Annotated in this window: 21 protein-coding genes; 16 read left to right on the top strand and 5 right to left on the bottom strand. The window is 34.9% G+C overall.

Annotated features, from left to right (window positions below; genetic code table 11):
• Positions 1 to 45 precede the first annotated feature (45 nt).
• The 12 genes from BMZ76_RS06670 (at position 46) to queA (ending at position 12388) form a co-directional block, all read left to right on the top strand.
• Positions 46 to 903 (top strand): prephenate dehydrogenase, encoded by an 858-nt coding sequence (locus BMZ76_RS06670; protein ID WP_091204213.1) that lies wholly within the window; start codon positions 46 to 48, stop codon positions 901 to 903.
• 61 nt (positions 904 to 964) lie between these two features.
• Positions 965 to 2047 carry a bifunctional 3-deoxy-7-phosphoheptulonate synthase/chorismate mutase type II gene (locus tag BMZ76_RS06665; protein ID WP_091204211.1) on the top strand — a complete coding sequence of 361 codons (1083 nt, stop codon included), beginning with the start codon at positions 965 to 967 and terminating at the stop codon, positions 2045 to 2047.
• 116 nt (positions 2048 to 2163) lie between these two features.
• On the top strand, positions 2164 to 3141 hold the full coding sequence (gene rsgA, locus BMZ76_RS06660) for a ribosome small subunit-dependent GTPase A (RefSeq protein ID WP_091204210.1): 978 nt from the start codon (positions 2164 to 2166) through the stop codon (positions 3139 to 3141).
• 30 nt (positions 3142 to 3171) lie between these two features.
• Positions 3172 to 3531 (top strand): four helix bundle protein, encoded by a 360-nt coding sequence (locus tag BMZ76_RS06655; RefSeq protein WP_091204209.1) that lies wholly within the window; start codon positions 3172 to 3174, stop codon positions 3529 to 3531.
• A 49-nt stretch (positions 3532 to 3580) separates the two neighbouring features.
• On the top strand, positions 3581 to 4033 hold the full coding sequence (dtd, locus tag BMZ76_RS06650) for a D-aminoacyl-tRNA deacylase (RefSeq protein ID WP_091204207.1): 453 nt from the start codon (positions 3581 to 3583) through the stop codon (positions 4031 to 4033).
• Positions 4034 to 4158: 125 nt separating this feature from the next.
• A complete protein-coding gene (locus BMZ76_RS06645) occupies positions 4159 to 4752 on the top strand; it encodes a Panacea domain-containing protein (RefSeq protein ID WP_091204205.1) in 594 nt (197 codons plus the stop codon).
• A 108-nt stretch (positions 4753 to 4860) separates the two neighbouring features.
• Positions 4861 to 5187, top strand: a complete 327-nt coding sequence (locus BMZ76_RS06640) for a hypothetical protein (protein ID WP_091204203.1) — start codon at positions 4861 to 4863, stop codon at positions 5185 to 5187.
• Positions 5188 to 5252: 65 nt separating this feature from the next.
• Entirely contained in the window at positions 5253 to 8513 is a 3261-nt protein-coding gene (locus tag BMZ76_RS06635) for a type ISP restriction/modification enzyme (protein ID WP_091204201.1), read from the top strand.
• A gap of 2 nt (positions 8514 to 8515) precedes the next feature.
• Positions 8516 to 9505: a virulence RhuM family protein gene (locus BMZ76_RS06630; RefSeq protein ID WP_091204199.1), complete on the top strand. Its 990-nt coding sequence runs from the start codon at positions 8516 to 8518 to the stop codon at positions 9503 to 9505.
• Positions 9502 to 9828, top strand: a complete 327-nt coding sequence (locus BMZ76_RS06625) for a nucleotide pyrophosphohydrolase (RefSeq protein ID WP_035668323.1) — start codon at positions 9502 to 9504, stop codon at positions 9826 to 9828. The genes BMZ76_RS06630 and BMZ76_RS06625 overlap by 4 nt, the downstream gene beginning before the upstream one ends.
• Before the next feature lie 113 nt (positions 9829 to 9941).
• The gene (gene aroA, locus BMZ76_RS06620) at positions 9942 to 11174 is read left to right on the top strand and encodes a 3-phosphoshikimate 1-carboxyvinyltransferase (RefSeq protein WP_091204196.1); all 1233 of its coding nucleotides are present in this window, start codon (positions 9942 to 9944) and stop codon (positions 11172 to 11174) included.
• A 164-nt stretch (positions 11175 to 11338) separates the two neighbouring features.
• Complete coding sequence (gene queA, locus BMZ76_RS06615) at positions 11339 to 12388, top strand: tRNA preQ1(34) S-adenosylmethionine ribosyltransferase-isomerase QueA (RefSeq protein ID WP_091204194.1); 1050 nt, start codon at positions 11339 to 11341, stop codon at positions 12386 to 12388.
• 352 nt (positions 12389 to 12740) lie between these two features.
• Here the strand turns inward: queA and BMZ76_RS06610 are convergent, their stop codons facing one another.
• Complete coding sequence (locus BMZ76_RS06610; RefSeq protein ID WP_091204191.1) at positions 12741 to 13475, bottom strand: SIMPL domain-containing protein; 735 nt, start codon at positions 13473 to 13475, stop codon at positions 12741 to 12743.
• A 182-nt stretch (positions 13476 to 13657) separates the two neighbouring features.
• Between BMZ76_RS06610 and kynU the strand changes: the two genes are divergently transcribed.
• Together kynU and BMZ76_RS06600 are read left to right on the top strand one after the other, a co-directional pair.
• Entirely contained in the window at positions 13658 to 14944 is a 1287-nt protein-coding gene (gene kynU / locus BMZ76_RS06605; RefSeq protein ID WP_091204188.1) for a kynureninase, read from the top strand.
• A gap of 90 nt (positions 14945 to 15034) precedes the next feature.
• Complete coding sequence (locus BMZ76_RS06600) at positions 15035 to 15469, top strand: YMGG-like glycine zipper-containing protein (RefSeq protein WP_091204185.1); 435 nt, start codon at positions 15035 to 15037, stop codon at positions 15467 to 15469.
• Positions 15470 to 15547: 78 nt separating this feature from the next.
• Here BMZ76_RS06600 and BMZ76_RS06595 read toward each other — a convergent pair whose 3' ends face one another.
• Together BMZ76_RS06595 and BMZ76_RS06590 are read right to left on the bottom strand one after the other, a co-directional pair.
• Positions 15548 to 17080: a cryptochrome/photolyase family protein gene (locus BMZ76_RS06595; RefSeq protein ID WP_091204182.1), complete on the bottom strand. Its 1533-nt coding sequence runs from the start codon at positions 17078 to 17080 to the stop codon at positions 15548 to 15550.
• Positions 17081 to 17083: 3 nt separating this feature from the next.
• On the bottom strand, positions 17084 to 17725 hold the full coding sequence (locus BMZ76_RS06590; protein WP_091204178.1) for a flavin reductase family protein: 642 nt from the start codon (positions 17723 to 17725) through the stop codon (positions 17084 to 17086).
• A 167-nt stretch (positions 17726 to 17892) separates the two neighbouring features.
• On the opposite strand from BMZ76_RS06590, the gene BMZ76_RS06585 reads away from it, so the two are divergent.
• Together BMZ76_RS06585 and BMZ76_RS06580 are read left to right on the top strand one after the other, a co-directional pair.
• Complete coding sequence (locus BMZ76_RS06585; protein ID WP_091204175.1) at positions 17893 to 20283, top strand: penicillin acylase family protein; 2391 nt, start codon at positions 17893 to 17895, stop codon at positions 20281 to 20283.
• Positions 20284 to 20345: 62 nt separating this feature from the next.
• Positions 20346 to 21683 carry an FAD-dependent oxidoreductase gene (locus BMZ76_RS06580; protein WP_091204173.1) on the top strand — a complete coding sequence of 446 codons (1338 nt, stop codon included), beginning with the start codon at positions 20346 to 20348 and terminating at the stop codon, positions 21681 to 21683.
• A gap of 60 nt (positions 21684 to 21743) precedes the next feature.
• On the opposite strand, the gene BMZ76_RS06575 is transcribed toward BMZ76_RS06580, so the two are convergent.
• Together BMZ76_RS06575 and BMZ76_RS06570 are read right to left on the bottom strand one after the other, a co-directional pair.
• Positions 21744 to 22106, bottom strand: a complete 363-nt coding sequence (locus BMZ76_RS06575) for a cupin domain-containing protein (RefSeq protein ID WP_091204171.1) — start codon at positions 22104 to 22106, stop codon at positions 21744 to 21746.
• A gap of 8 nt (positions 22107 to 22114) precedes the next feature.
• Complete coding sequence (locus tag BMZ76_RS06570; protein WP_091204170.1) at positions 22115 to 23635, bottom strand: helicase HerA-like domain-containing protein; 1521 nt, start codon at positions 23633 to 23635, stop codon at positions 22115 to 22117.
• Positions 23636 to 23960: the final 325 nt, after the last annotated feature.

Here is a 23960-nt window from a genome sequence, read left to right as displayed (position 1 = left end):
AAAGATTGAAACGGATAGCAGGATTAGCTACAAAAAAAATAATAAATGAAAGTATTTGTAATAGGAATAGGATTGATAGGTGGTTCGATGGTATTGGACATTAAAACGCTGCATCCGGACGCCAAAATTTATGGAATTGACAACAACGAAAGTCATTTGACGGAAGCCATAGCTTTAGGAGTTGTTGATGTTGGTGCTACAATTGATGATTTAGTGGATGCAGATTTTGTGATTGTTTCGGTTCCTGTTGATGTTGCATTACTAGTTTTACCGAAAGTTTTGGATGTTATTGGGGATAATACGATCGTTTTTGAAGTGGGTTCTACTAAAATGCCTATTTGTGAAGCGGTTGCCAATCACCCCAAAAGGAGAAATTTTATAGCCACGCATCCTATAGCAGGAACGGAGTTTTCAGGGCCTTCGGCGGCGATAAAAGGATTGTTTCAAGGGAAAACAAATATTATTTGTGAGGTGGAGAAAACAACTTTCAAGTTACAGGAAAAGGCGTTGGATTTGTTTAAAGCAATGGGAATGAGAATCCGTTATATGGATCCAAAATCACATGACAAACACATTGCTTATGTGTCGCATTTGTCACATATCAGTGCCTTTATGCTTGGAAAAACGGTGATAGACAAAGAAAAACACGAGCAGGATATTTTTGATATGGCTGGTTCGGGTTTTGAGAGTACGGTTCGTTTGGCCAAAAGTTCCCCGGCGATGTGGACGCCTATTTTTAAACAAAATAGGAAACAGGTTGTCAAAACATTGGAGGAATACATTTCGAATTTGTCAAAATTTAAAGAATTATTAGAAAAGGAAGATTACGATGCTATTTACAATGAAATGCAAAGTGTCAATAAAATAAAAGAAATATTAAACGGAATTAATGTAAAAAAGTGATCAGTGTTCAGTCACAGTTTACAGTAAAAAAGAACAACACAAAAAAATAAAATTAGAAAAGATGGAAAATAAGAAAGAAATGAGAAATTGGTTGAATGAATTCAATTTGACTCATCCATTTGTGATCGCAGGACCTTGTAGTGCTGAAACAGAAGAGCAAGTATTAAAAATTGCACATGAATTGAAAGATTCAGATGTGAGTGTTTTTAGAGCAGGAATTTGGAAACCAAGAACGCGTCCCGGAGGATTTGAAGGAGTTGGAGAAATAGGGTTGAAATGGTTGAAAAAAGCTAAAGAACAAACCGGATTGCTAATGGGAACGGAAGTGGCAAATGCGGCTCACGTAAAATTAGCATTGGAATATGATATCGATGTATTATGGATTGGTGCCAGAACGACCGTAAATCCATTTGCAATGCAGGAAATTGCAGATGCTTTAGCAGGAACTAAAAAAATCGTATTGGTTAAAAATCCGGTAAATCCAGATTTGTCCTTATGGTTGGGTGGAGTTGAGCGCTTGTACAATGCAGGAATTGAGAAATTAGGAGTGATTCACAGAGGTTTTTCTACTTACGAAAAAACAAAATACAGAAACATTCCAGAATGGCAGATTCCTATCGAATTGCAAAATAAATTCCCTGATTTGCCTTTAATTATTGACCCATCTCACATTACAGGAGATCGTAAAATGATTCTTGAAGTAACGCAAGAAGCTTTGGATTTAAATTATGACGGTATGATTATCGAAACACATTATGACCCGGACAATGCCTGGAGTGATGCTGCACAACAAGTGACGCCAGACGCGTTAAAACAAATTTTTATTGATTTGAAAGTAAGAAAAGTAAATGATGCATCTGTAGAATTCACTCAAAAAATGACGAAATTGAGAACGAATATCGACATCTTGGATGAGAATTTGTTAGACTTGCTAGGAAAACGTATGAAAGTGGCGGATGAAATTGGTAAAGTGAAAAAAGACGCTAACGTTGCCATTCTTCAAAATACACGTTGGAATGAAATCTTGGGAAAAATGATTCTTGAAGGAGAGAAAAAAGGATTGACTGAAGAGTTTGTACTAAAAATGTTCAAAGCGATTCATCAGGAAAGTATTGGTCATCAAGAAAAAGTATTGAATGCTTAATTAGTATTTTTTAAAAATAAATAAATCCCTGCAGCTTATTTTTATGTTGTGGGGATTTTCTATTAATAGACAAAAATAAAAACTTTAAACTTAAAACAAAATTTTACCTTTGCACTATGACAGGACTAGTTTACAAATCTACAGGAAGTTGGTACACCGTAAAATCTGAACAAGGGGATTTTATTGAATGCCGTATGAAAGGAAAATTCCGAATTAAAGGAATCAAAAGCACCAATCCTATTGCTGTGGGCGACATTGTTGATTATGAACTGGAAGAATCATCCGATACCGTTACGGGAACCATTCATAAGATTCATGACAGAAAGAATTACATCGTTCGGAAATCAGTGAATTTATCCCATCAGATGCATATTATTGCATCTAATATTGACAGGGTTTTCTTGTTAGTCACCATAAATAATCCGCCAACGACTTTTAATTTTATTGACCGCTTTCTGGTTACTGCCGAAGCGTATGGAATTGAAACGATACTGGTTTTTAATAAAATTGACACTTTTGATGATGCCACGCTGGATGAACAATTGTACATGCAACATGTGTATCAGGAAATTGGATACAAATGTTTGCGCGTTTCTTCGACTGAAATGAAAGGAATTGAGGAATTGAAAGAAATGATGATTGGTAAAGTGAGCATGTTCTCTGGACATTCTGGAGTTGGGAAATCGACTTTAGTAAATGCTATGGAACCTTCTTTACATTTAAAAACAAAGACAATTTCTGAAGCAAGCAAGCAAGGACAACACACGACGACTTTTGCCGAAATGTATGATTTGTCTTTTGATGCTAAAATTATTGATACACCAGGTATCAAAGGTTTTGGAATTGTTGACATGGATGCAGCCGAAATCAGTGGTTATTTTCCGGAATTTTTCAAATTGAAAGAGCAATGTAAATTTAATAATTGTTTGCATAAAGACGAGCCGCATTGCGCCATCAAAGCAGCTTTGGAAAAAGATGAAATTGCTTGGTCCCGTTACAGAAGTTACTTGAAAATTCTGGAAGGTGATGATGAAAATTACCGCACTGATATTCATAATGAAGATCGAATTATAAGTGATAAAACGAGGGAATAATTATGAATTGTAAATGGTGAATTATGAATTATGGCAAGTAATATTATAAAAATAAAATCATTTGATTTTGCTTTACGAATTGTAAAATTATATCAATTTTTAAGTATTGAAAAGAAGGAATTTGTTTTAAGTAAACAATTATTACGTAGTGGTACTTCAATTGGTGCACTAGTAAGAGAGTCAGAACACGCAGAAAGTAAGTCAGATTTTATTCATAAACTCGCTATTGCACAAAAAGAGGCTAATGAGAGTGATTATTGGATTGAATTATTGTTTCAGTCCGAATATTTAAGTGAGTCTCAATTTAAGTCTCTAAATTCTGATATAATGGAGATTAATAAAATCCTAGCTTCTATAATTATTTCAACCAAAAATAATTTAAAAAAATAATTATGAATATTCACCATTCAGAATTCACCATTCATAATTTATAATTATTTTGAAAGTAGTAATCCAAAGAGTTTCCCAAGCCTCCGTAACCATCGATAATAATATTGTTGCCGATATTCAGAAAGGATTACTGGTTTTGGTTGGTATTGAAGATTTAGATAATCAAGAAGACAGTAATTGGTTAGCTTCAAAAATCGCTAATCTGCGTATTTTTGGAGATGAAAACGACGTGATGAACTTATCTGTTAAAGATGTTGATGGTGATATCATTGTGGTAAGTCAATTTACTTTGCATGCTGCTACTAAAAAAGGCAATCGTCCTTCGTATATCAAAGCCTCAAAACCAGAAATCGCCATCCCATTATATGAAAATTTTGTACTTCAGTTGGAAAAAGAAATGGGTAAAAAAGTACAAACTGGCATTTTTGGTGCGGATATGAAAGTACTTTTGTTAAATGATGGTCCTGTAACGATAATAATTGACAGTAAAAATAGAGAGTAAGTTTTGCTGGAATTGAAGCAACTATTTGTATATTTACTCTAATGCTAAAATAAATCACATTATCTTTGCACCCTGATTAAAATTTATGTTTCTGAAAATGAATTCATTAATAAATCATTTTAATTATGACAATCAACGATAAATATTCTCACGATCAGATCGATAAATTAGGCAATGCTTTAATTTATTTGATAGATAAAATGGGGTCTCTTCCTAAAACTAGTTTATTAAAATTAGTTTACATTATTGAAGAGAAATCCATCGAGAAACGTGGTATGCCTTTTTTTAACCTTGATTTCGAGGTTTGGAAATTTGGTCCTGTTTGTCAAAATCTGTATGTAGAATTTTCCGAAGAACCAATTCTTCTCAAAAATTTCATAAAAAAGAGAAATATTAAAAACGGTTTTGTTTTTGATAAAAACGCATGTTTTAATGATGATGAATTTTCTGATTCAGATATTTTTTTAATTGATGAAATTATCAACGAGTTTTCTGGTGCAAATTGCAATGATTTAGTAGCTTATACACATCGTGAAAATTCATTATGGTATAATACTGCTAAAGAAAACGGAGTTTTAGAATTACTTTTAAATGAAGAAATTCCAACAACTAATCTTAAAATTGATTTTACCGAATTAATTAAGAATGAACCTTCAAAGTTGGAATTTTACTATGAACACAAAGAATTTTTAAATTTTGTATCTTCATTAAAGCAGTAATATGTTTGAAGAAAGGAATTTATTATATTTTGAAGAATATTATTTTGAAAACGGTGACCCCGCCAAGCCTAAATATTTCTAGTTTTAAAAAGAGATGAAAATGGTATAATGATAATTTCTTTACCAAGTTCTGTGCAAAACATCTCCGTTCCTGAAAATAAAAAGCACGGTTGCATAAATCTTCCAGTGGTAAATTTTGGATGTTATTTTTTCGAAAATCAAGTTGCAATTACGGAATGTGGTTTTGGTTTTCCATTTGATACTTTTGTGTATGCGTATTGGATAACTGATAAAACTATTGAAACGATTGATTATATTTATAAACCAAAGGATTATAGTTTAATAGGAAGGCTAACTATTCAAGAATATCAAGATGTTCTTACTTGTTTAAAAAACTCTCCAAACATTAAAAGTAAATACCGGAAATTATTATAAGAAACACCTCACTGAAGGTGTTTTTTTAGGTTCCAATTCTTTACATTTGTTCAAATACAATTGAGATGACTTTAGAACAATACATTCAAAATATAAATTCTGCCTACAAAAGAGGAAACGCAACAGAACATACCTATCGTGGTGATTTAAAGCAACTCATTGAAAGTATTGTCACGGATGTTGCCGCAACCAATGAACCCAAACGACAACAATGTGGAGCTCCGGATTATATCATCACTAAAAAAGATATACCGATTGGTTTTATTGAAGCCAAAGATATTGGCGACAAAGATTTATCGGGTGCAAAGAAAACGGGAAACAAAGAACAATTTGACCGCTATAAAAATTCGTTAAATAATTTAATTTTTACGGATTACTTGGATTTTCATCTTTATATCGATGGTGTTTTTATAACAAAGATCGCTATTGCAGAAATCCAAGATGGAACTATTGTTCCTTTGCATGCTAATTTCGCGACTTTTACAAACCTCATTAAAGATTTTTGTGTTCACATCAGTCAATCTATAAAAAGTTCTAAGAAACTGGCAGAAATGATGGCGGGAAAAGCCCGATTGTTATCAGATGTGATTGAACAAGCTTTGACTTCTGACGAAAATAATAGTGAAGACAGTACTTTGAAAGACCAAATGAACGCTTTCAAAGAAATCCTGATTCACGATATTACGCCCAAAGGTTTTGCCGATGTCTATGCACAAACCATTGCATACGGTATGTTTGCCGCGAGATTGCACGACCCAACGTTACCTACTTTTTCCCGACAAGAAGCAGCCGAATTAATCCCAAAATCAAATCCTTTTCTACGCAAATTATTTGGTTATATCGCAGGACCAGATATTGACGACCGTATCAAATGGATTGTAGATTCTTTAGTGGATATTTTCTTGGCATGTAATGTGGAACAAATCCTGAAAAACTACGGAAAGTCAACTAAAATGGAAGATCCAATCATCCATTTTTATGAAACTTTCCTGAGTGAATACGATCCAAAGCTTAGAAAAGCAAGTGGCGTTTGGTACACACCAAAACCTGTAGTGAATTTTATCGTTCGTGCCGTTGATGATATCTTGAAAACGGAATTCGATTTGCCCCAAGGTTTAGCCGACAACAGCAAGACCAAAATAAAAATTGACCTTCAAGGTAAAAAAGTAGATCAAGAAGTGCATCGCGTTCAAATTCTGGATCCGGCAACGGGAACCGGAACTTTTTTGGCGGAAGTAGTCAAACACGTTCACAAAAAATTCAAAGGACAACAAGGCGTTTGGAGCAATTATGTAGAAACGCATTTATTGCCCCGATTGAACGGATTTGAGTTATTGATGGCGAGTTACGCTATGGCGCATTTGCAAATGGATTTACTGCTGACTGAAACCGGATTTAAACCCACTAAAGACCAACGTTTAAAGATTTACTTAACCAACTCTCTTGAAGAAAGTCATCCTGACACTGGAACATTATTTGCCAATTGGTTGAGTTCCGAAGCCAATGAAGCCAATTTCATCAAACGCGATACTCCCGTAATGTGCATTATTGGAAATCCTCCGTATAGTGGCGAAAGCAACAACAAAGGCGAATGGATTATGAAATTGATGGAAGATTACAAAAAAGAACCGGGCGGGAAAGAAAAACTGAAAGAACGGAATCCAAAGTGGATTAATGACGATTATGTAAAATTCCTGCGGTACGGACAACATTATATTGAGAAAAATGGCAGCGGAGTTTTGGCATTCATCAACCCGCACGGATTTCTGGACAATCCCACTTTTAGAGGAATGCGTTGGAATTTATTGAAAACCTACGACACCATTTATACGATAGATTTACACGGAAATAGTACCAAAAAAGAAACTTCGCCTGATGGTTCTGTTGATGTCAATGTTTTCGACATTATGCAAGGAGTTGCCATTACTATTTTTGTAAAAACTGGAAAGAAAAAACCAACTGATTTAGGGCAGGTTTTTCATTATAATTTATATGGGAAAAGAGATTTTAAATATGATTTTCTTTCAGATAATTCTTTGAAAACAATTCAATACGTTGAATTAGAGAATATTGCTCCGAATTATTGCTTCATTCAAAAGAATTTCAAAGAACAAAAGATATACGATGAAGGGTTTCAAATAACACAATTATTTTCAATAAATAGTGTTGCAATTGTAACGGCAAGAGATAGTTTTACGATACATAACTCAAAAAAGGAAGTAATAAATACAATTGAGGAATTTCTAACCTTAGATGATGAGACAGCTAGAAGAAAATTCAATTTGGGAAAAGACGCAAGAGATTGGCAAGTGAATTACGCTAGAAAAGATTTGCAAAATCATTTTCCAAACGCAAAAAGAGTTGTTGAAATATCTTATCGACCATTTGATAATAGATCAACTTTTTATACGGGAAAATCAAAAGGTTTTCATTGTTATCCACGAAATGAGGTAATGAAAAATTTTATCAATGGAAAAAATATAGGATTAGTCTTTAGAAGGCAACAACCCGAAGCATTAGATTTTTATATTTTTTGTTCAGATAAAATTATTGCAGATGGCTATATTCGTTCTGATAATAAAGGAGGAGAAAGCATTGCTCCATTATATCTTTACCCCGAAACGAACGGACAACAACAATCTTTGTCAGGGTTGAACGAACCTACCGAAATTTTAAAAAGAATCCCCAATCTTAACGCAGAAATCGTCAATCAAATCACCAAACAATTAGGATTGACTTTTGTTGCTGAAAAAGAACCCGAAGGCAATGTTTGTATGGCAAACAATCATGAAGTTCGTCCTGAATTCAGAGAAACATTTGCTCCGATCGATATTCTAGATTACATATACGCCGTGTTACATTCGCCAACCTACAGAGAAAAATACAAAGAATTTTTAAAGATAGATTTTCCAAAAATCCCATATCCAAAAGACACAAAAACCTTCTGGGAATTGGTCGAATTAGGTTCACAAATCCGAGAAATTCATTTGCTGGAAAGCGCAACGGTAGAAGAATTTATTACAGAATTTAATATTGATGGCGATTGTGTGGTAAACAAACCACGATTTGAAATTAGCCCTATCGGGGTTCAAAACCCTGTTAAAGTTGGAATGGTCTGGATCAACGAAACCCAATATTTCGAAAATGTTCCCGAAGTAGCCTGGAATTTCTACATTGGCGGATATCAACCCGCTCAAAAATGGCTCAAAGACCGTAAGGAACGCAAACTGGAATTTGACGATATTGCACATTATCAAAAAATCATAGTTGCCTTGACCGAAACCGATCGCTTAATGAAAGCAATTGATACAATAGCAATAGAATAGTTATGGAAGAAAATGTAAAAAAATTTATTTTATACACCGCACCAAGCGGAGAAATCCGTGTTGATGTTTTGTTGCAGAATGAAACGATATGGCTTTCACAAAAAGCAATGGCATTATTGTTTGACTGCAGTGCAGACAATGTTTCATTACACTTAAAAAATATTTTTGAAAGTAAGGAATTAGAAGAAAATGCAGTTACCGAGGTTTTCTCGGCAACTGCATCAGATGGCAAAACCTACAAAGTAAAACATTACAGTCTTGACGCAATAATTTCTGTTGGTTACAGAGTAAACTCTACCAAAGCTACACAATTCAGGATTTGGGCAACCCAGACTTTAAAAGAGTACATTATAAAAGGGTTTGTTCTTGACGACAATCGTTTAAAACAAGGTCAAGCAATTTTTGGTAAAGATTATTTTAAAGAATTACTGCAAAGAGTTCGTTCGATTCGCGCAAGTGAAAGAAGGATTTACCAGCAAGTAACGGATATTTTTGCTGAGTGCAGTATTGACTATGACAGCAATGCCGAAATAACTAAAAATTTCTATGCAACAGTTCAGAATAAATTTCATTTTGCTATAACGGGTAAAACAGCTGCAGAAATTATTTTTAAAACTGTCGATGCAAAAAAGGAAAATATGGGATTAACGACTTGGAAAAACAGTCCAAATGGAAGAGTTTTAAAATCGGATGTGGTAGTTGCCAAAAATTATTTGCAAGAAAAAGAAATTAAGCAACTGGAACGTACTGTAACGGGTTACTTTGATTACGTAGAAGGATTGATAGAGCGGGAGAATACCTTTACGATGAGTCAATTGGCAACAAGTGTGAATAAATTTCTAAACTTTAATGATTATAAGGTTTTGGATGGTAAAGGGAAAATTTCTAAAATACAAGCTGATAAAAAAGCAATCGCTGCCTATGAAGCCTTTAATAAAACACAGAAAATAATTTCTGATTTTGATAAAGAAATAAAAAAACTAAAAAAATGAACCTAAAAAATTCCCAACTAGACGTTGACACTTGGATCAAAGAACACGGCGTTCGCTACTTTAATGAATTGACCAATATGGCACAACTTACTGAAGAAGTAGGGGAAGTAGCCCGTATTATAGCCCGTCGTTATGGAGAACAATCCGAGAAAGAAAGCGACAAAAACAAAGATCTTGGCGAAGAATTAGCCGATGTGGTTTTTGTGGTGTTGTGTCTGGCGAATCAAACCGGAATCGATTTACAAGCTGCTTTCGATAAAAAGATGGATTTAAAATCTATTCGCGACAAAGACCGTCACAAAAACAATGAAAAACTCAAATAAATTGTGAACCATAAATTATGAATTATAAATGCGGAGTAGTAAATTGCGACTCAAAATTATTTGAGTAGAAAGCTACAGCAACATTTCACAACTCATAACTCACAATTACAAAAATGAATTTAAAATTAAGCACGAATTCACAATTCACAATTGATAATTCACAATTAAATATCACCGGCTCAAAAAGCGAAACCAACCGACTATTATTATTACAAGCGTTGTTCCCCAATATCACTTTAGCGAATACTTCAAATTCTGATGATAGTGAAGTAATGCTAAAAGCATTGAAAGGAAACGAGGAAATAGTTGATATTCATCATGCTGGAACGGCGATGCGTTTCTTAACAGCTTATTTTGCGGTAAACGAAGGTAGAGAAGTGGTTTTGACAGGTTCACCAAGAATGCAGGAACGCCCCATCAAAGTTTTGGTGGAAGCCTTGGAACAATTGGGTGCGACAATCTCTTACGAGAAAGAAATTGGTTATCCGCCTATTCGAATCATTGGACAAAAAATTACAGCTTCTAAAGTGTCTATTCCGGCAAATGTAAGCAGTCAATACATATCGGCGTTATTATTAGTGGCGCCAAAACTGGAAAATGGTATCGAAATCACTTTGGTTGGCGACATCACTTCGGTTCCTTATATCCAAATGACATTGGCTTTATTGAATGATCTGGATATTAAAACCAGTTTTGAAGGAAATGTAATTACGGTTTATCCAAAACAGGAAGTAAATTCGAAAGTAATGACCGTAGAATCCGATTGGAGTTCTGCTTCATACTTTTTTAGTTTGGCTGCTTTGTCCGAAAATGCCAAGATTTCACTGACCAGTTATAAAAAAACCAGTTTACAAGGTGATTCCGCTTTAGTTGAAATCTATAAACAAATGGGCGTCGATACACATTTTGAAGGAAACAAAATGACTTTGATTAAACAGTCTGACTTTAAACCTAAAACTTTAAACTTAGAATTAAATAATACGCCCGATATCGCCCAAACAATAGTGGTTACTTGTCTTGGATTAGGAATTGGCTGCCATCTTACTGGACTTCACACCTTGAAAATAAAAGAAACGGACCGACTTGAAGCACTACGAATAGAACTATCAAAACTAGGAGCGAATATATCGGTTACCAATGATAGCTTAACGCTTGTGGCTTCAGAAAAAATTAATCCTAATATTAAAATCGCCACTTATAACGACCATAGGATGGCGATGGCCTTTGCACCATTAGCTTTAAAAGTACCAATAATCATCGAAAATGCAGAAGTAGTTTCTAAATCATACCCAGATTTTTGGGAAGACATGAAGAAGTTAGGATATAATGTGTCTGAAATTTTGTAAATTAAATTTTACGTAGTGCCTTCGCGCCTTTGTGGCAGAGGACTTTTAAAAATAAACAGTAAAACACTTGACAACGCCTATCTCACAATCGTATATTTGCAAACTATTATAATTTATTGAGGCTTAACTCATAACTTATAATTCATAACTTATAACTTTTTAAGATGAAATTATCACATTTTCAATTCGACTTGCCAAAAGAACTTCTTGCCGAATATCCTGCTGAAAACAGAGACGAAGCACGTTTAATGGTTATTGATCGTAAGAAAGGAACTATAGAACACAAAATGTTCAAAGATGTTATCGATTATTTTGATGAAGGCGATGTTTTAATTTTGAATAACACCAAAGTTTTTCCAGCGCGTTTGTACGGTAATAAGGAGAAAACAGGAGCAAGAATCGAAGTTTTTTTACTTAGAGAATTAAATTCTGAGCAAAGACTTTGGGATGTTTTAGTTGATCCGGCACGTAAAATCAGAATTGGAAACAAATTATATTTTGGAGATGACGACTCATTAGTTGCTGAGGTAATTGATAATACCACTTCTCGTGGTAGAACATTGCGTTTCCTTTACGACGGTTCTTACGAAGAATTCAGAAATAAATTAACGGAACTTGGAGAAACTCCAATACCAAAATACATTTCTAGAGATGTAACTCCCGAAGATGCGGAACGTTACCAAACTATTTATGCCAAAGAAGAAGGATCTGTTGCGGCACCAACTGCAGGATTGCATTTCTCGAAACATTTATTGAAAAAACTGGAAATCAAAGGAATTAAATTTGCCGAAGTAACTCTTCACGTAGGTTTAGGAACTTTTAATCCGGTTGAGGTTGAGGATTTATCAAAACACAAAATGGATTCTGAGGAATTAAAAATCACTCAGGAAGCGTGTGATATTGTAAATGAAGCCAAAGCTAAAAAGAAACGTATTTGTACCGTAGGGACAACTTCTATGCGTGCGGTAGAAAGTTCAGTATCTTCACACAACACCATGAATCCTTTTGACGGATGGACAAACAAATTTGTGTTTCCTCCTCATGAATTTACGATTCCAACATGTATGATTACTAATTTCCATACACCAAAATCGACTTTATTAATGATGGTTTCAGCATTTTGCGGACATGATTTAATGAAAAAAGCATACGCCGAAGCAATCGAAGAAGGATACAAATTCTATTCTTACGGTGATGCGATGTTGATCATCTAATCTGAATTCAGTTCAGATTCTAAATAACAAAATCTCGTCAGTAATGGCGAGATTTTTTTGTTTTAAGCTAAGCCTAATGAGGGTGTGCCCCGCTGAAAAAGCGGGTCGGGCTGTACGCTGTATCTTTATTTTCTTAAAGAAAGAAAATAAAGGATGTCGCTTCCATCCCTCACACAAAACGTCTTGGATATTTGAGCACTTTTTATATTTAATAAAGAATTTTAAAACTGTATTTCAATTTTATAGTTGAAATGTATTGTATAAGTCGTTCGCTTTGTCAATCGAGCGCAGTCGAGACTCAATAGGGAGTCTAGACTGCGCTCGACTTATCATATATTCTGAAACCTTAAATCTAATTCACTTGATACACCAATCGCACCGTGATATTAGCTGTTTTGTTTTTGGATTGCGTATTAAACGAACCGCCATAAGAAAAATCTTCCGATGAGTTTTGTCCCGTAATCTGAAAAACTCCCATATCCGATTTTTTTAAGTTCCCTAAACTCGCATCTGCATTTTCAGCGATACTTTTTGCTCTGATGCTGGCGTCTTTTGTGGCTTCGGCAATCATTTTTATTTTTAACTCGGCTAGTTTTGTATAATAATATTCTGGCGGAGACGAATAGAATTCCACCCCTGAGTTGATCAACTCACTTGATTGTCGGGATAATTCTTCAATTTTATTTACTTCCTTAGATTGGATGCTTACACTTTGTGTCAAAGTAAATCCAGTAAAAATTTGCTGTCTTGTTGTTCCGTTTTCGTTAAAGGTGGTTTCAAAATCCTTATTGAAATTTACCGCAGAGAAAACCATTTCATTCGACGCAATTCCTTTGCCTGATAAATAACTTTTTATTTTTTCTCTATCAGCATCAAGTGCCGCGTACGCTTCTTTCAACGTCATGCTTTTTTTAGAAAAAGAGCCGCTCCAAACAATCAAATCCGATACAAAATCCTTCTTTCCGGAACCGGTTACACTTATAGTATCGTTACTTTTATTTCGATTCTGAAAAGCATTCGAAAATAAATAGGAGGAAATTACCACTGCGATGGCAATAATAATGACGTTTAAACTGTTTTTAAGCATGGCTAAAAATATTAAATTCAATCAAATATAGTCAAATATCGAGTTGTTTCTTAATTCCGGATAGTATTCGATTACTATTTTTTGACACTCGGAATTTTAATTCTTTTATGAGTTGTCAATCGCCTAAAAGTCTTTTATCTATCGGTCATTTTTCACTACTTTTACAAATCAAAATACAAATCATGACATTCGAAAATACCTTTGAATTTGCAAAAAAACTTGATTCACAAGATCAATTACATAAATACCAAGATGAATTTATTTTCCCGCAGGTAAATGGAAAAAAGGTGATTTATTTCACTGGAAATTCTTTAGGATTACAACCCAAACGAACTAAGGCGTATGTAGACGAAGTAATGGATGATTGGGCAAACCTCGCTGTTGAAGGACATTTTTACAGTGAAAAACCTTGGTGGGATTATCATGAACGATTTGCTATTCCGTTGAGTAAAATTGTGGGTGCTTTACCAAGCGAAGTTACGGTGATGAATACATTGACAGTAAATCTTCATTTGCTGATGGTTTCTTTTTATAGACCTACAAAAACCAGATATAAAATTATTTGTGAAGAAAAGGCATTTCCTTCGGACCAATATATGTTTCAAAGTCAGGTTCATTTCCATGGTTACAAACCTGAGGATGCAATTGTTGAAATCAAGCGTCGCAACGGCGAACATAACATTCGTTTAGAAGATGTTTTGGCGAAAATCGAAGAAGTAGGCGATGAGTTGGCCTTGGTTTTAATTGGCGGTGTCAATTACTACACGGGACAGGTTTTTGATATGAAAACCATAACGGCAGCTGGTCATAAAGTTGGCGCAAAAGTGGGTTGGGATTTGGCGCATGCTGCAGGAAATGTAAAACTGGAATTGCACGATTGGAATATCGATTTTGCAGCCTGGTGCAGTTATAAATACATGAATTCAGGTCCTGGAAATGCTTCTGGATGTTTTATTCATGAAAAACACCACAACGATAACGATTTGCCAAGATTTGCGGGTTGGTGGGGACATAATAAAGAACGTCGTTTCAAAATGGAACAGACTTTTGATCCCGTACATGGAGCCGATGGTTGGCAAATCAGTAATCTTCCGGTACTTTCTCTAGCACCGTATTTAGCATCAGTAAACATGTTTGACGAAATAGGAATGGACGCTTTAATTGCAAAGAGAGATACGATTACTTCCTATTTAGAATTTATTTTGCATGAAATAGACAAAGAAGTCGATAGTAGTTTCGAAATTATAACGCCTGCGAATCCTGCTGAAAGAGCTTCGCAATTATCAGTATTACTTCATGGGGAAGGGCGTAGTCTTTTTGATTATCTGATGAAAAATGGTGTAATTACAGATTGGCGTGAACCTAATGTAATCAGGTTGGCGCCGGTACCATTATACACTTCTTTTGAAGATATGTATATATTTGGTCAAATTTTGAAAGCAGGGATTTTAGAAAAAGCACGTCTTTAAGTACTGTAAATAATAATTGGAAAAATGTAATTACATTTTACCGATTTAGCCGTTCCTTTATTGAATTACAAATTATAAATAAATAAAATTATGAAAGCATTATATTTTATCATTATTGCTGCAGTTATTGTTTCTTGTCAAAATCAAGGTAAAATGGAAATTGAAAAAGCAAAATTAGCCACCGTAGATTCCATGAAAGTTGAAATGGAGAAGCAAAGAATTATTGATTCTATGCAGGTTGAAATGGCTAAAATTGAAGAGGCCAAAATAGAAACTCAAAAAGAAATTGTTGTAGTTAATCGCCAATCGCCAAGTTCTACCACAACGACTACAAGTTCTACTACTACAAAAAAGAAAGGGTGGAGCAGCACCGCTAAAGGAGCTGTAATTGGTGCAGGAGTTGGAGCTGCAACAGGAGCGATAATCAGCAAGAAAAAAGTGCAAGGAGCTATAATTGGTGGTGTTGCAGGTGCCGGAATTGGTGCCGGGACTGGAGCAATTATAGACGGAAGCAAAAAAGAATAGATTTATTTTTTCTAAATAGTGAAGAGTGTTTAAGTTCATGTAGAATTTAAACACTCTTTTTTTTTGGCTGGTTTTCGTTTAATAGGAATCCATGTTTTCAATAATTTCGTTTGCCTTTACTTTGATTTTATACAATTCTTCGGGATTTATTTTTTTTAATAAATTCAGCATCATTCCCATGCGTTGATTTCCTTTGAAATACTCTTTTTTCTCATCCAGAAAATTCCAGTACAGCGTATTGAAAGGACACGCATTATCACCAAATTTTTCCTTTACATTGTAGTGGCATTTGGAACAATTATTACTCATTTTATTGATGTAACTTCCAGAGGAAACGTACGGTTTTGTGGCAATAATTCCACCATCAGCATATTGTGACATGCCGCGGGTGTTGGGCATTTCGACCCACTCAATCGCATCGATATACACTCCCAGATACCATGCGTCTACTTCATCAGGATGAATTTGTGTCAATAACGTAAAATTTCCTATCACCATAAGGCGTTGAATGTGATGAGCGTAAGCTTCGTCTAAACTTTGATTGATTGCGTGGCTCATGCAACTCATTTTGGTTTTACCCGTCCAGAAAAAATCAGGTAGCTTGTTTGTGTTTTTTAAGACGTTCTTTTGAGCGTAATTGGGCATTTCTTTCCAATATATTCCCCGAATGTATTCGCGCCACCCCAGAATTTGGCGCACAAATCCTTCTACTTGTGAGAGTGTTATTTCAGCTTCATTTGCATGATAAAATGAAGTAACCGTCTCGATTACTTCTTTTGGCGAAAGCATTTTACTATTCATGGCAAAAGACAAACGGGAATGGAAAAGGAATTTTTCATCGGTGTGCATCGCGTCTTCATAATCACCAAAATGCTTCAACAGATTTTTACAGAAATATTTTAAAACTTCCAAAGATTGCTCGCGGGAAGTAGGCCAGCTAAAATTATCAAGATTGATGTTTCCAAAAGTGATTATTCCGGCTTCTTTTATTTGGGCGACAATTCCGGAAACATTGGTGTGGAAACTTTTTTCCGTCGGAATTGGAACTTCCCCTTTGTATTTTTTGCGATTATCAGCGTCAAAGTTCCATTGATTGCCCTCTGGAATTGCCCCATCCATCAAAACATGATGTTTTTTACGCATGCTGCGATAAAAATTCTCCATCAGTAACAACTTTTTTCCCTCAAAAAAATCGGATAATTCGTGGCGTGTGGTATAAAAATGTTCCGAGTCAAAAGCTTCTGATTCAATTTTCAAATTGGAACAAATCGTTTTTAATTGCTGGTCAAGGCGATATTCATCAGGTAATTGGTATTCGAATTTTTCAATATCATATTTTTCAATGCAAGCGGAAATTAATTTTTCTAAATCCTGCGGATTCTCTGCATCGGTAATTTGAAAATAGACGGCTTGGTGGCCATTTGCTTTTACAGTCGAATAAAAATTTCTCATCGACATGAAAAATGCCACTACTTTTTGAATGTGATGTTTTACATAATCCGTTTCCTGACGCATTTCTGCCAGAAGATAAATCGTGCCCTTATCAGATTCCTGAAACCATGAATGTTCTGTATTTAATTGATCGCCAAGGATTAATCGTAATTTTTGCATTTACTATTTTTTAAAAAATGAAGTAGTGGGGATTTCTTTTCGGGCATATTGAAAACGATCCACTAATTTTGGCAAACAATATCCATCAAGTCCGTTTAATGCTACAACATTTCCTCTGTCAATTTGTAACCAGCCGTCTTTATGTTCTAATTCTTCTTCAAAAAATAGATTTTCAATCGAAGCAATCACATGAATTGTGTCGTTTTCTTTAATGTAATATTCATTTAAATATTTGCAATACAATTGCACCGGACTTCCTTTGACGAAAGGGATTTTAATATCATTTTTATATTCTTCTTCCAGATTTGTTTTGTCAAATTCGGAAATACCCAGTTCATAATTTGCAGAAGTGTGGTGCGCATCCTCAATCATATCAACCGTTATGTGGTTTACGGTAAAGTATCCTGTGTCTTTGATATTCTTGTATGTATCTCTGGGAACAGTTGTGGGGCGCATGATAAATCCGATCATGGCAGGATTGCTTCCCAAATGGGTCACGCTGCTAAAAATGGCAACATTTGATTTCCCATCAAGGGATTTTGTGGCAAGCAAATTAGCCGATTTATAACCAGTGCAGGAATTGATTAAATTTAATCTTTCGATTTTTTCCATTTGAGAAATAGCGTCTCTAGAAATGTGTTTCATGTGTAGTCATATTTGAAACAAATATACTTTTTGTTTAATTAAATAAGAAATAAATTAAACAAAATATTATAATAATTTATTGACATCGATTTTGAAATAGTACATTGAAATAAATAGTTTTAATTCACTTCCAAATCCTATATATTTGTTTTTCAATTTATCCAATGATGAAAATACTTAAAAAATTACTTCTCGTTTTAGTCTCGTTAGTTTTTGTTTTAGTGGTAACGGTTCTTATCTATGGTTTTTATTTAAAACCAAAATATGAAGGTGAGTTGCGCTTGAAAAATATTCAAAATGAAACTACCGTATATTTCGATGAATTTGGCGTTCCCCATATTTATGCGGTTTCTTCAAAGGATGCAATGGTGGCTTTGGGTTATGTGCACGCGCAAGATCGATTGTGGCAAATGGAATTGATGCGGCGTATTGCGCCGGGACGATTATCAGAAATATTTGGTTCGGTTGCACTGAAAAGCGACAAATTCTTTGCGGGATTGGGAATCGAAGAAGCTTCCACAAAAGCAATCGCGGCTTTGGATAAAAACAGTCCAAGTTACCAATTGACAATGGCTTATTTAGATGGGATCAATCAATATATGGATGAAGGAACAACGCCAATAGAGTTCAGTTTAGTGGGCGTTAAAAAAGAAAAATTTACGATTAAAGACGTTTATAATATTTTTGGATACATGTCTTTTAGTTTTGCGATGGCTCAAAAATCTGATCCGTTATTGACTGATATTCGAAACAAATATGGAATGGAATACCTCAAGGATTTTGGAATTGATGGTTCTTTCAATACGACAAAAATTAAAAATGCTAAAGACAGACCACAAGAATATGCTGCTATCTCAAAATCTGTAGCACAACTTTTAGAGCAGTCGCCAATTTCGCCTTTTATAGGAAGTAATAGTTGGGTTATTGCTCCAAAGAAAACAAAAAACGGAAAAGTTATTTTTGCTAATGACCCACATATTGGTTTTTCGCAGCCGGGAACTTGGTATGAAGCGCACATTGTTACTCCGGAATTCGAGTTGTACGGGTCCTACTTAGCGGGAACTCCGTATCCGCTTTTGGGGCACAACAGAGAATATGCATATGGTTTGACTATGTTTGAAAATGATGATATTGATTTGTACCAAGAAGAGAATAATACAGCTGATGCCAATTCTTACAAAACACCCAATGGCTTCAGTGCCTATGAAATACGAAAAAAAACAATCAAAGTAAAAGATTCAGCTGACGTTGTTTTGAATGTGAAAATTACGCGTCATGGACCTGTTATGAACGACTTGATTGATGGCTTACATCAAGACAAACCTGTTGCAATGTCATGGATTTATACGCAACAACCCATTCAAATTCTCGATGCGGTGTATGCACTTTCGCATGCTAAAAACAAAGCGGATTTTCACAAAGGAGTTTCACTAATCGCTGCGCCAGGATTGAATGTGATGTATGGCGATGCCAAAGGAAATGTGGCTTGGTGGGCAACAGGAAAATTATACAAGCACAAAGAAGGAGTGAATCCTAATTTTATTCTGGATGGAGCCAGTGGCAACGATGATATAAAAGAATTTTTAGATTTCTCCAAAAATCCTTCGGCGGTGAACCCAAGATGGAATTATGTGTATTCCGCCAACAATCAGCCAGAACCTATTGACGGTTTCTTATATCCCGGTTATTATCTTCCAGAAGATCGTGCCAAACGAATCACGCAATTATTAAATCCAAAATCAGATTGGGATATGGTTGCGGTTGGAAAAATGATTTTCGATAATACATCTTCTGTGGCTCCAAAAGTTGTTAAGGATTTAATTTTAAATATAAATCAGCAATCCCTTTCTGCAAATGAAAAACAGGCTCTTATCGTTTTAAAGGACTGGAAAGGATCTAATAATCTCAATGATGTGGCTCCAACAATTTATAATAAATGGATTTTTAATTATTTAAAAAATACTTTTGAAGATGAACTTGGTGCTGAAAATTTCAAGATGTTTTTAGGAACACACATCATGAAGCAAATTATCGCAAAACAAATCACGAATGAAAAATCACTTTGGTGGGATAATGTTAATACTAAAAAGGAGAAAGAAACGAGAAGCCAGATTGTCTCAAAATCATTCAAAGAATCGATAATAGCGTTAGAAAAACAATTGGGAAGTTCTGTTTCGGATTGGACTTGGAATAAAGTGCATACTGTCGAACATCAGCATCCGTTGGGAAAAATAGCGGCCTTAAAAAGTATCTTCAATGTTGGCCCTTTTGAAGTTTCTGGTTCTACGGAAGTAATCAATAACCTGTTTTTTGATTTTACGGATGATGGGAATTACATCGTAAAAGGAGGCCCTTCAACAAGAAGAATTATAGATTTCTCTGACATAGAAAACAGCTGGAGCATACTACCAACTGGACAGTCCGGGAACCCAATGAGCGCGCATTACAGCGATCAAGCGGAGTTGTATAATGCCGGTAAATTCAGGAGGATGAAGCTAAATAAAGAAGAGATTGTCAGAACTGCAACAAAATTGGTTTTTACCCCACGTAAAAAATAATTGTTTTTAAAGTGCCGAAGATAATAATTCAGTAATTTTGCCTAACTTTTTATAAAAAAATAATGCAAACTCCCATAAAAATAGCGGTTGTAGGTTCTGGGTTAGTCGGATCTTTATTAGCTATTTATCTTCGTAAATCAGGTCATACAGTTCATGTTTACGATAGAAGTCCAGATATTCGTAAAATAGAGTTTTCAGGTCGTTCCATCAATTTAGCGATGTCTAACCGCGGCTGGAAAGCTTTAGATGGAGTTGAAATAGGAAATGAGGTTCGCAAAATCGCTATTCCTATGGAAAAACGCGCGATTCACTTGGTAGACAAACTTAATTTCCAAAATTACGGTCAAGAGGGAGAATCAATTTATTCTATTTCTAGAGGGCTTCTGAACAGGAAAATGATTGATTTGGCGGAAGCCGCAGGCGCTGAATTCTTTTTTGAGCATAAAATATGGGATGTAACCCTTGATGATGCTACACTTCATATTGGTGAAACAGAACGTGGCGCTTGGGAAGATAAAAAATACGATATGGTTTTTGGCGCTGACGGTGCTTTCTCAAGAATTCGTCACCGTATGCAGCGCCAGAGTATGTTTGATTATTCACAAGAATTCTTGCCTATTGGTTACAAAGAATTAAACATTCCTGCAAATCCTGACGGAACACATAAATTAGATAAAAATTCCTTTCATATCTGGCCTCGTGGAGAATATATGTTGATCGCATTGCCTAATTTAGACGGTAGTTTTACCTGTACTTTGTTTATGCCGTTTGAAGGAGAAAATTCTTTTGCATCATTAAAAGACATAAAATTAGTAGAGGCTTTTTTTGAAAAAAACTTACCGGATACTATTGATGTAATTCCAAAATTAGCGGAAGATTTCTTAAAGAATCCTACCAGTACGCTGGTGACGATGAAATGTTATCCATGGACGTACGAAGATAAAATTGCACTTATTGGTGATGCCAGTCATGCAATTGTTCCTTTTTATGGTCAAGGAATGAATGCTGGTTTTGAAGATATTTCGGTGCTTTATGAAATGATGGAAAAGTATGGTGATGACTGGAAATCCATTTTCTCTGAATATCAAAAATCCCGCAAACCTAACGCAGATGCTATTGCGGAACTTTCGTATCGTAATTTTTTAGAAATGAGTTCGAAAACAGCTGATGAAAATTTCCTTTTACAAAAGAAAATTGAAAAAGCATTCTCAGATAAATACCCTGAAAAATGGATTCCGCTTTACAGCAGAGTTACTTTTAGTGATCGTCCTTATGCTGAAGCCTTGGCTATAGGAGATTATCAAAATGCCATTATGGAAGAAGTTTTGAAAATGGAAAACATTAACGAAATATGGGATTCAGAAGCCGTTGAAAATAAAATTCACGAGCTCTTGCAATAATTTTGTAGGCGTTATTGACTTGAATATATTTAGATAATGTTTTCCTTTTATTGAAGTTGTTTATTCCTCGCGATGTACTTTAGTAAAATCGAAGGCAGGTTTGCAGATCGCAATGTATTCACAAGGTTCGTCAAACGGGTTGGAGTACTGAACGCGCGTATTTTTCTCGATTTTTATCGATTGTCCAGCTTTCAAAATGATAATTTCCTCTTCAATGATGAATTGCTTTTTACCTTTTATGACATAGGTGTACTCTTCAAATTCAGGAGTTTGAAACGGTTCACTCCATTTAGGTGGTGCAACCATGTGAGCTATGGAGATTTCCGCATTATCTGTCGAAGCCTTTCCGTGATGTTCTTCGATTAGTTTTCCATCGTTAGTCGGAACAATGAAAGGAGTATTTTGAATGAAATATTTTTTCATGATTGATCTTATTTTTTAAACATTTTTGTTAACACACCAAATGCACCTCTGATGAACGTAGCGCTAGTCAATACTTTCAAAACTGATTTTCCTACTACGCTCGCTGTACTTGGCTGTTGGTTTTGTTGTTTTTGAGATTCCTGTTTTTGCTCTTGTTCGGAATCTTCTTGTTCTATAATGGTGATTTTTTTATTTAGCATTTCATACGCACTTTCGCGGTCAATCAGTTCGCTATATTTTTTTACCAATTTCGATTTATTGTTGATTTCCTGAATTTCGCTTTCGGTCAAAACATCCATCCTGCTCATTGGGGCACGCATCATCGTTGCAGCAAGCGGTGTAGGAATTCCTTTTTCGTTTAATGCAGTAACGAGTGCTTCGCCAATTCCAAGGCTGGTTAGGATTTCATCAGTTTTGTAATAATCGGATGTTGGATAATTGTCTGCAGTTTGTTTGATGGCTTTTCGGTCATTTGCTGTAAATGCTCGCAAAGCGTGTTGTATTTTTAAGCCTAATTGTGCCAAGACGCCGTTTGGGATATCTATCGGATTTTGTGTTATGAAATAAATTCCGATACCCTTCGAACGAATTAATTTTACAATGGTCTCAATTTGTTCTAATAAAGTTTTGCTGGCTTCATTGAAAATTAGATGAGCTTCATCAATAAAGATTACCAATTCAGGTTGGTCAGAATCTCCTTTTTCAGGCATTTGTTGGTAAATTTCAGCTAATAAACTCAACATAAAGGTCGAGAATAACTTTGGCTTATCTTGTATATCAGTCAATTGTAGGATGTTGATGTATCCTTTTCCATTTTCATCAATTCGAATTAAATCTTCCACATCAAATGACATCTCACCAAAGAATAAATCGGCACCTTGTTGCTCTAACTCAATTATTTTTCGAAGAATAGTGCCAGTTGTGGAAGTAGAAATTTTGCCATAATGTTCTTCTATTTCGTCTTTTCCTTCTTCCGTAATATAATTGATTACTTTTTTGATGTCTTTTAAATCTAATAAAGGCATTTTATTATCATCACAATATTTGAAGATAACTGAAACGACGCCAGCTTGAGTATCGTTTAAGTTAAGGATTCTAGAGAATAATACTGGTCCGAATTCAGATATTGTTGCGCGTAGCCGAACTCCGTTTTGTTCTGATAATGTCATTAATTCAACAGGGAATCGAGCAGTTGAATAAGGAATGTTGATTTTAGTGTGGCGCTCCGTTATAAACGGTTTTTCTTCGCCTTCTTTTGCAATTCCGCTAAAATCGCCTTTGATATCCATCATTAAAACAGGAATTCCAAAAGTTGATAATTGTTCGGACAGGACTTGAATGGTTTTGGTTTTCCCGGTTCCGGTGGCACCAGCAATTAATCCATGGCGATTAAAGGTTTTCAGTGGGATCTTCACGTGAGCATCTGGGATGGCTTCTCCATCTAAAATAGCACCGCCCAAAATAATGCTTTGTCCTTTAAAAAAGTATCCTTCAGAGATATGCTTGGTGAAGTCTTCTTTTCTGCTCATAATAAGTTTGTATTTAAAACATTTGTAAGATATTATATTTTTCTAAAATGAACAAATTTAGTGCATACCGCAGTTTTCCTGCTTTTTTATTGTTAATATCACAAAATAATAGTTTTCCTGCTAAACAGGCTGGAAATGAAATATTGTGTTAATTTTTCTTAAAAAAATATGTTATTTTTTATAAAACGTGCTATTTGTTTGCGTATATTGATATAAATGCAAGCGGGTAATCTGTAAATATGTTTTTGAAATAAATTTAAATATAATATAATAAAAAAAAGTTTTTTTATTTGAACTAAAAATATAAATTTGCTCCACTACAAGT

This window comes from Flavobacterium xueshanense (assembly GCF_900112975.1).
Classification (GTDB): domain Bacteria; phylum Bacteroidota; class Bacteroidia; order Flavobacteriales; family Flavobacteriaceae; genus Flavobacterium; species Flavobacterium xueshanense.
This window is presented reverse-complemented; position numbering and strand designations above follow the sequence as displayed.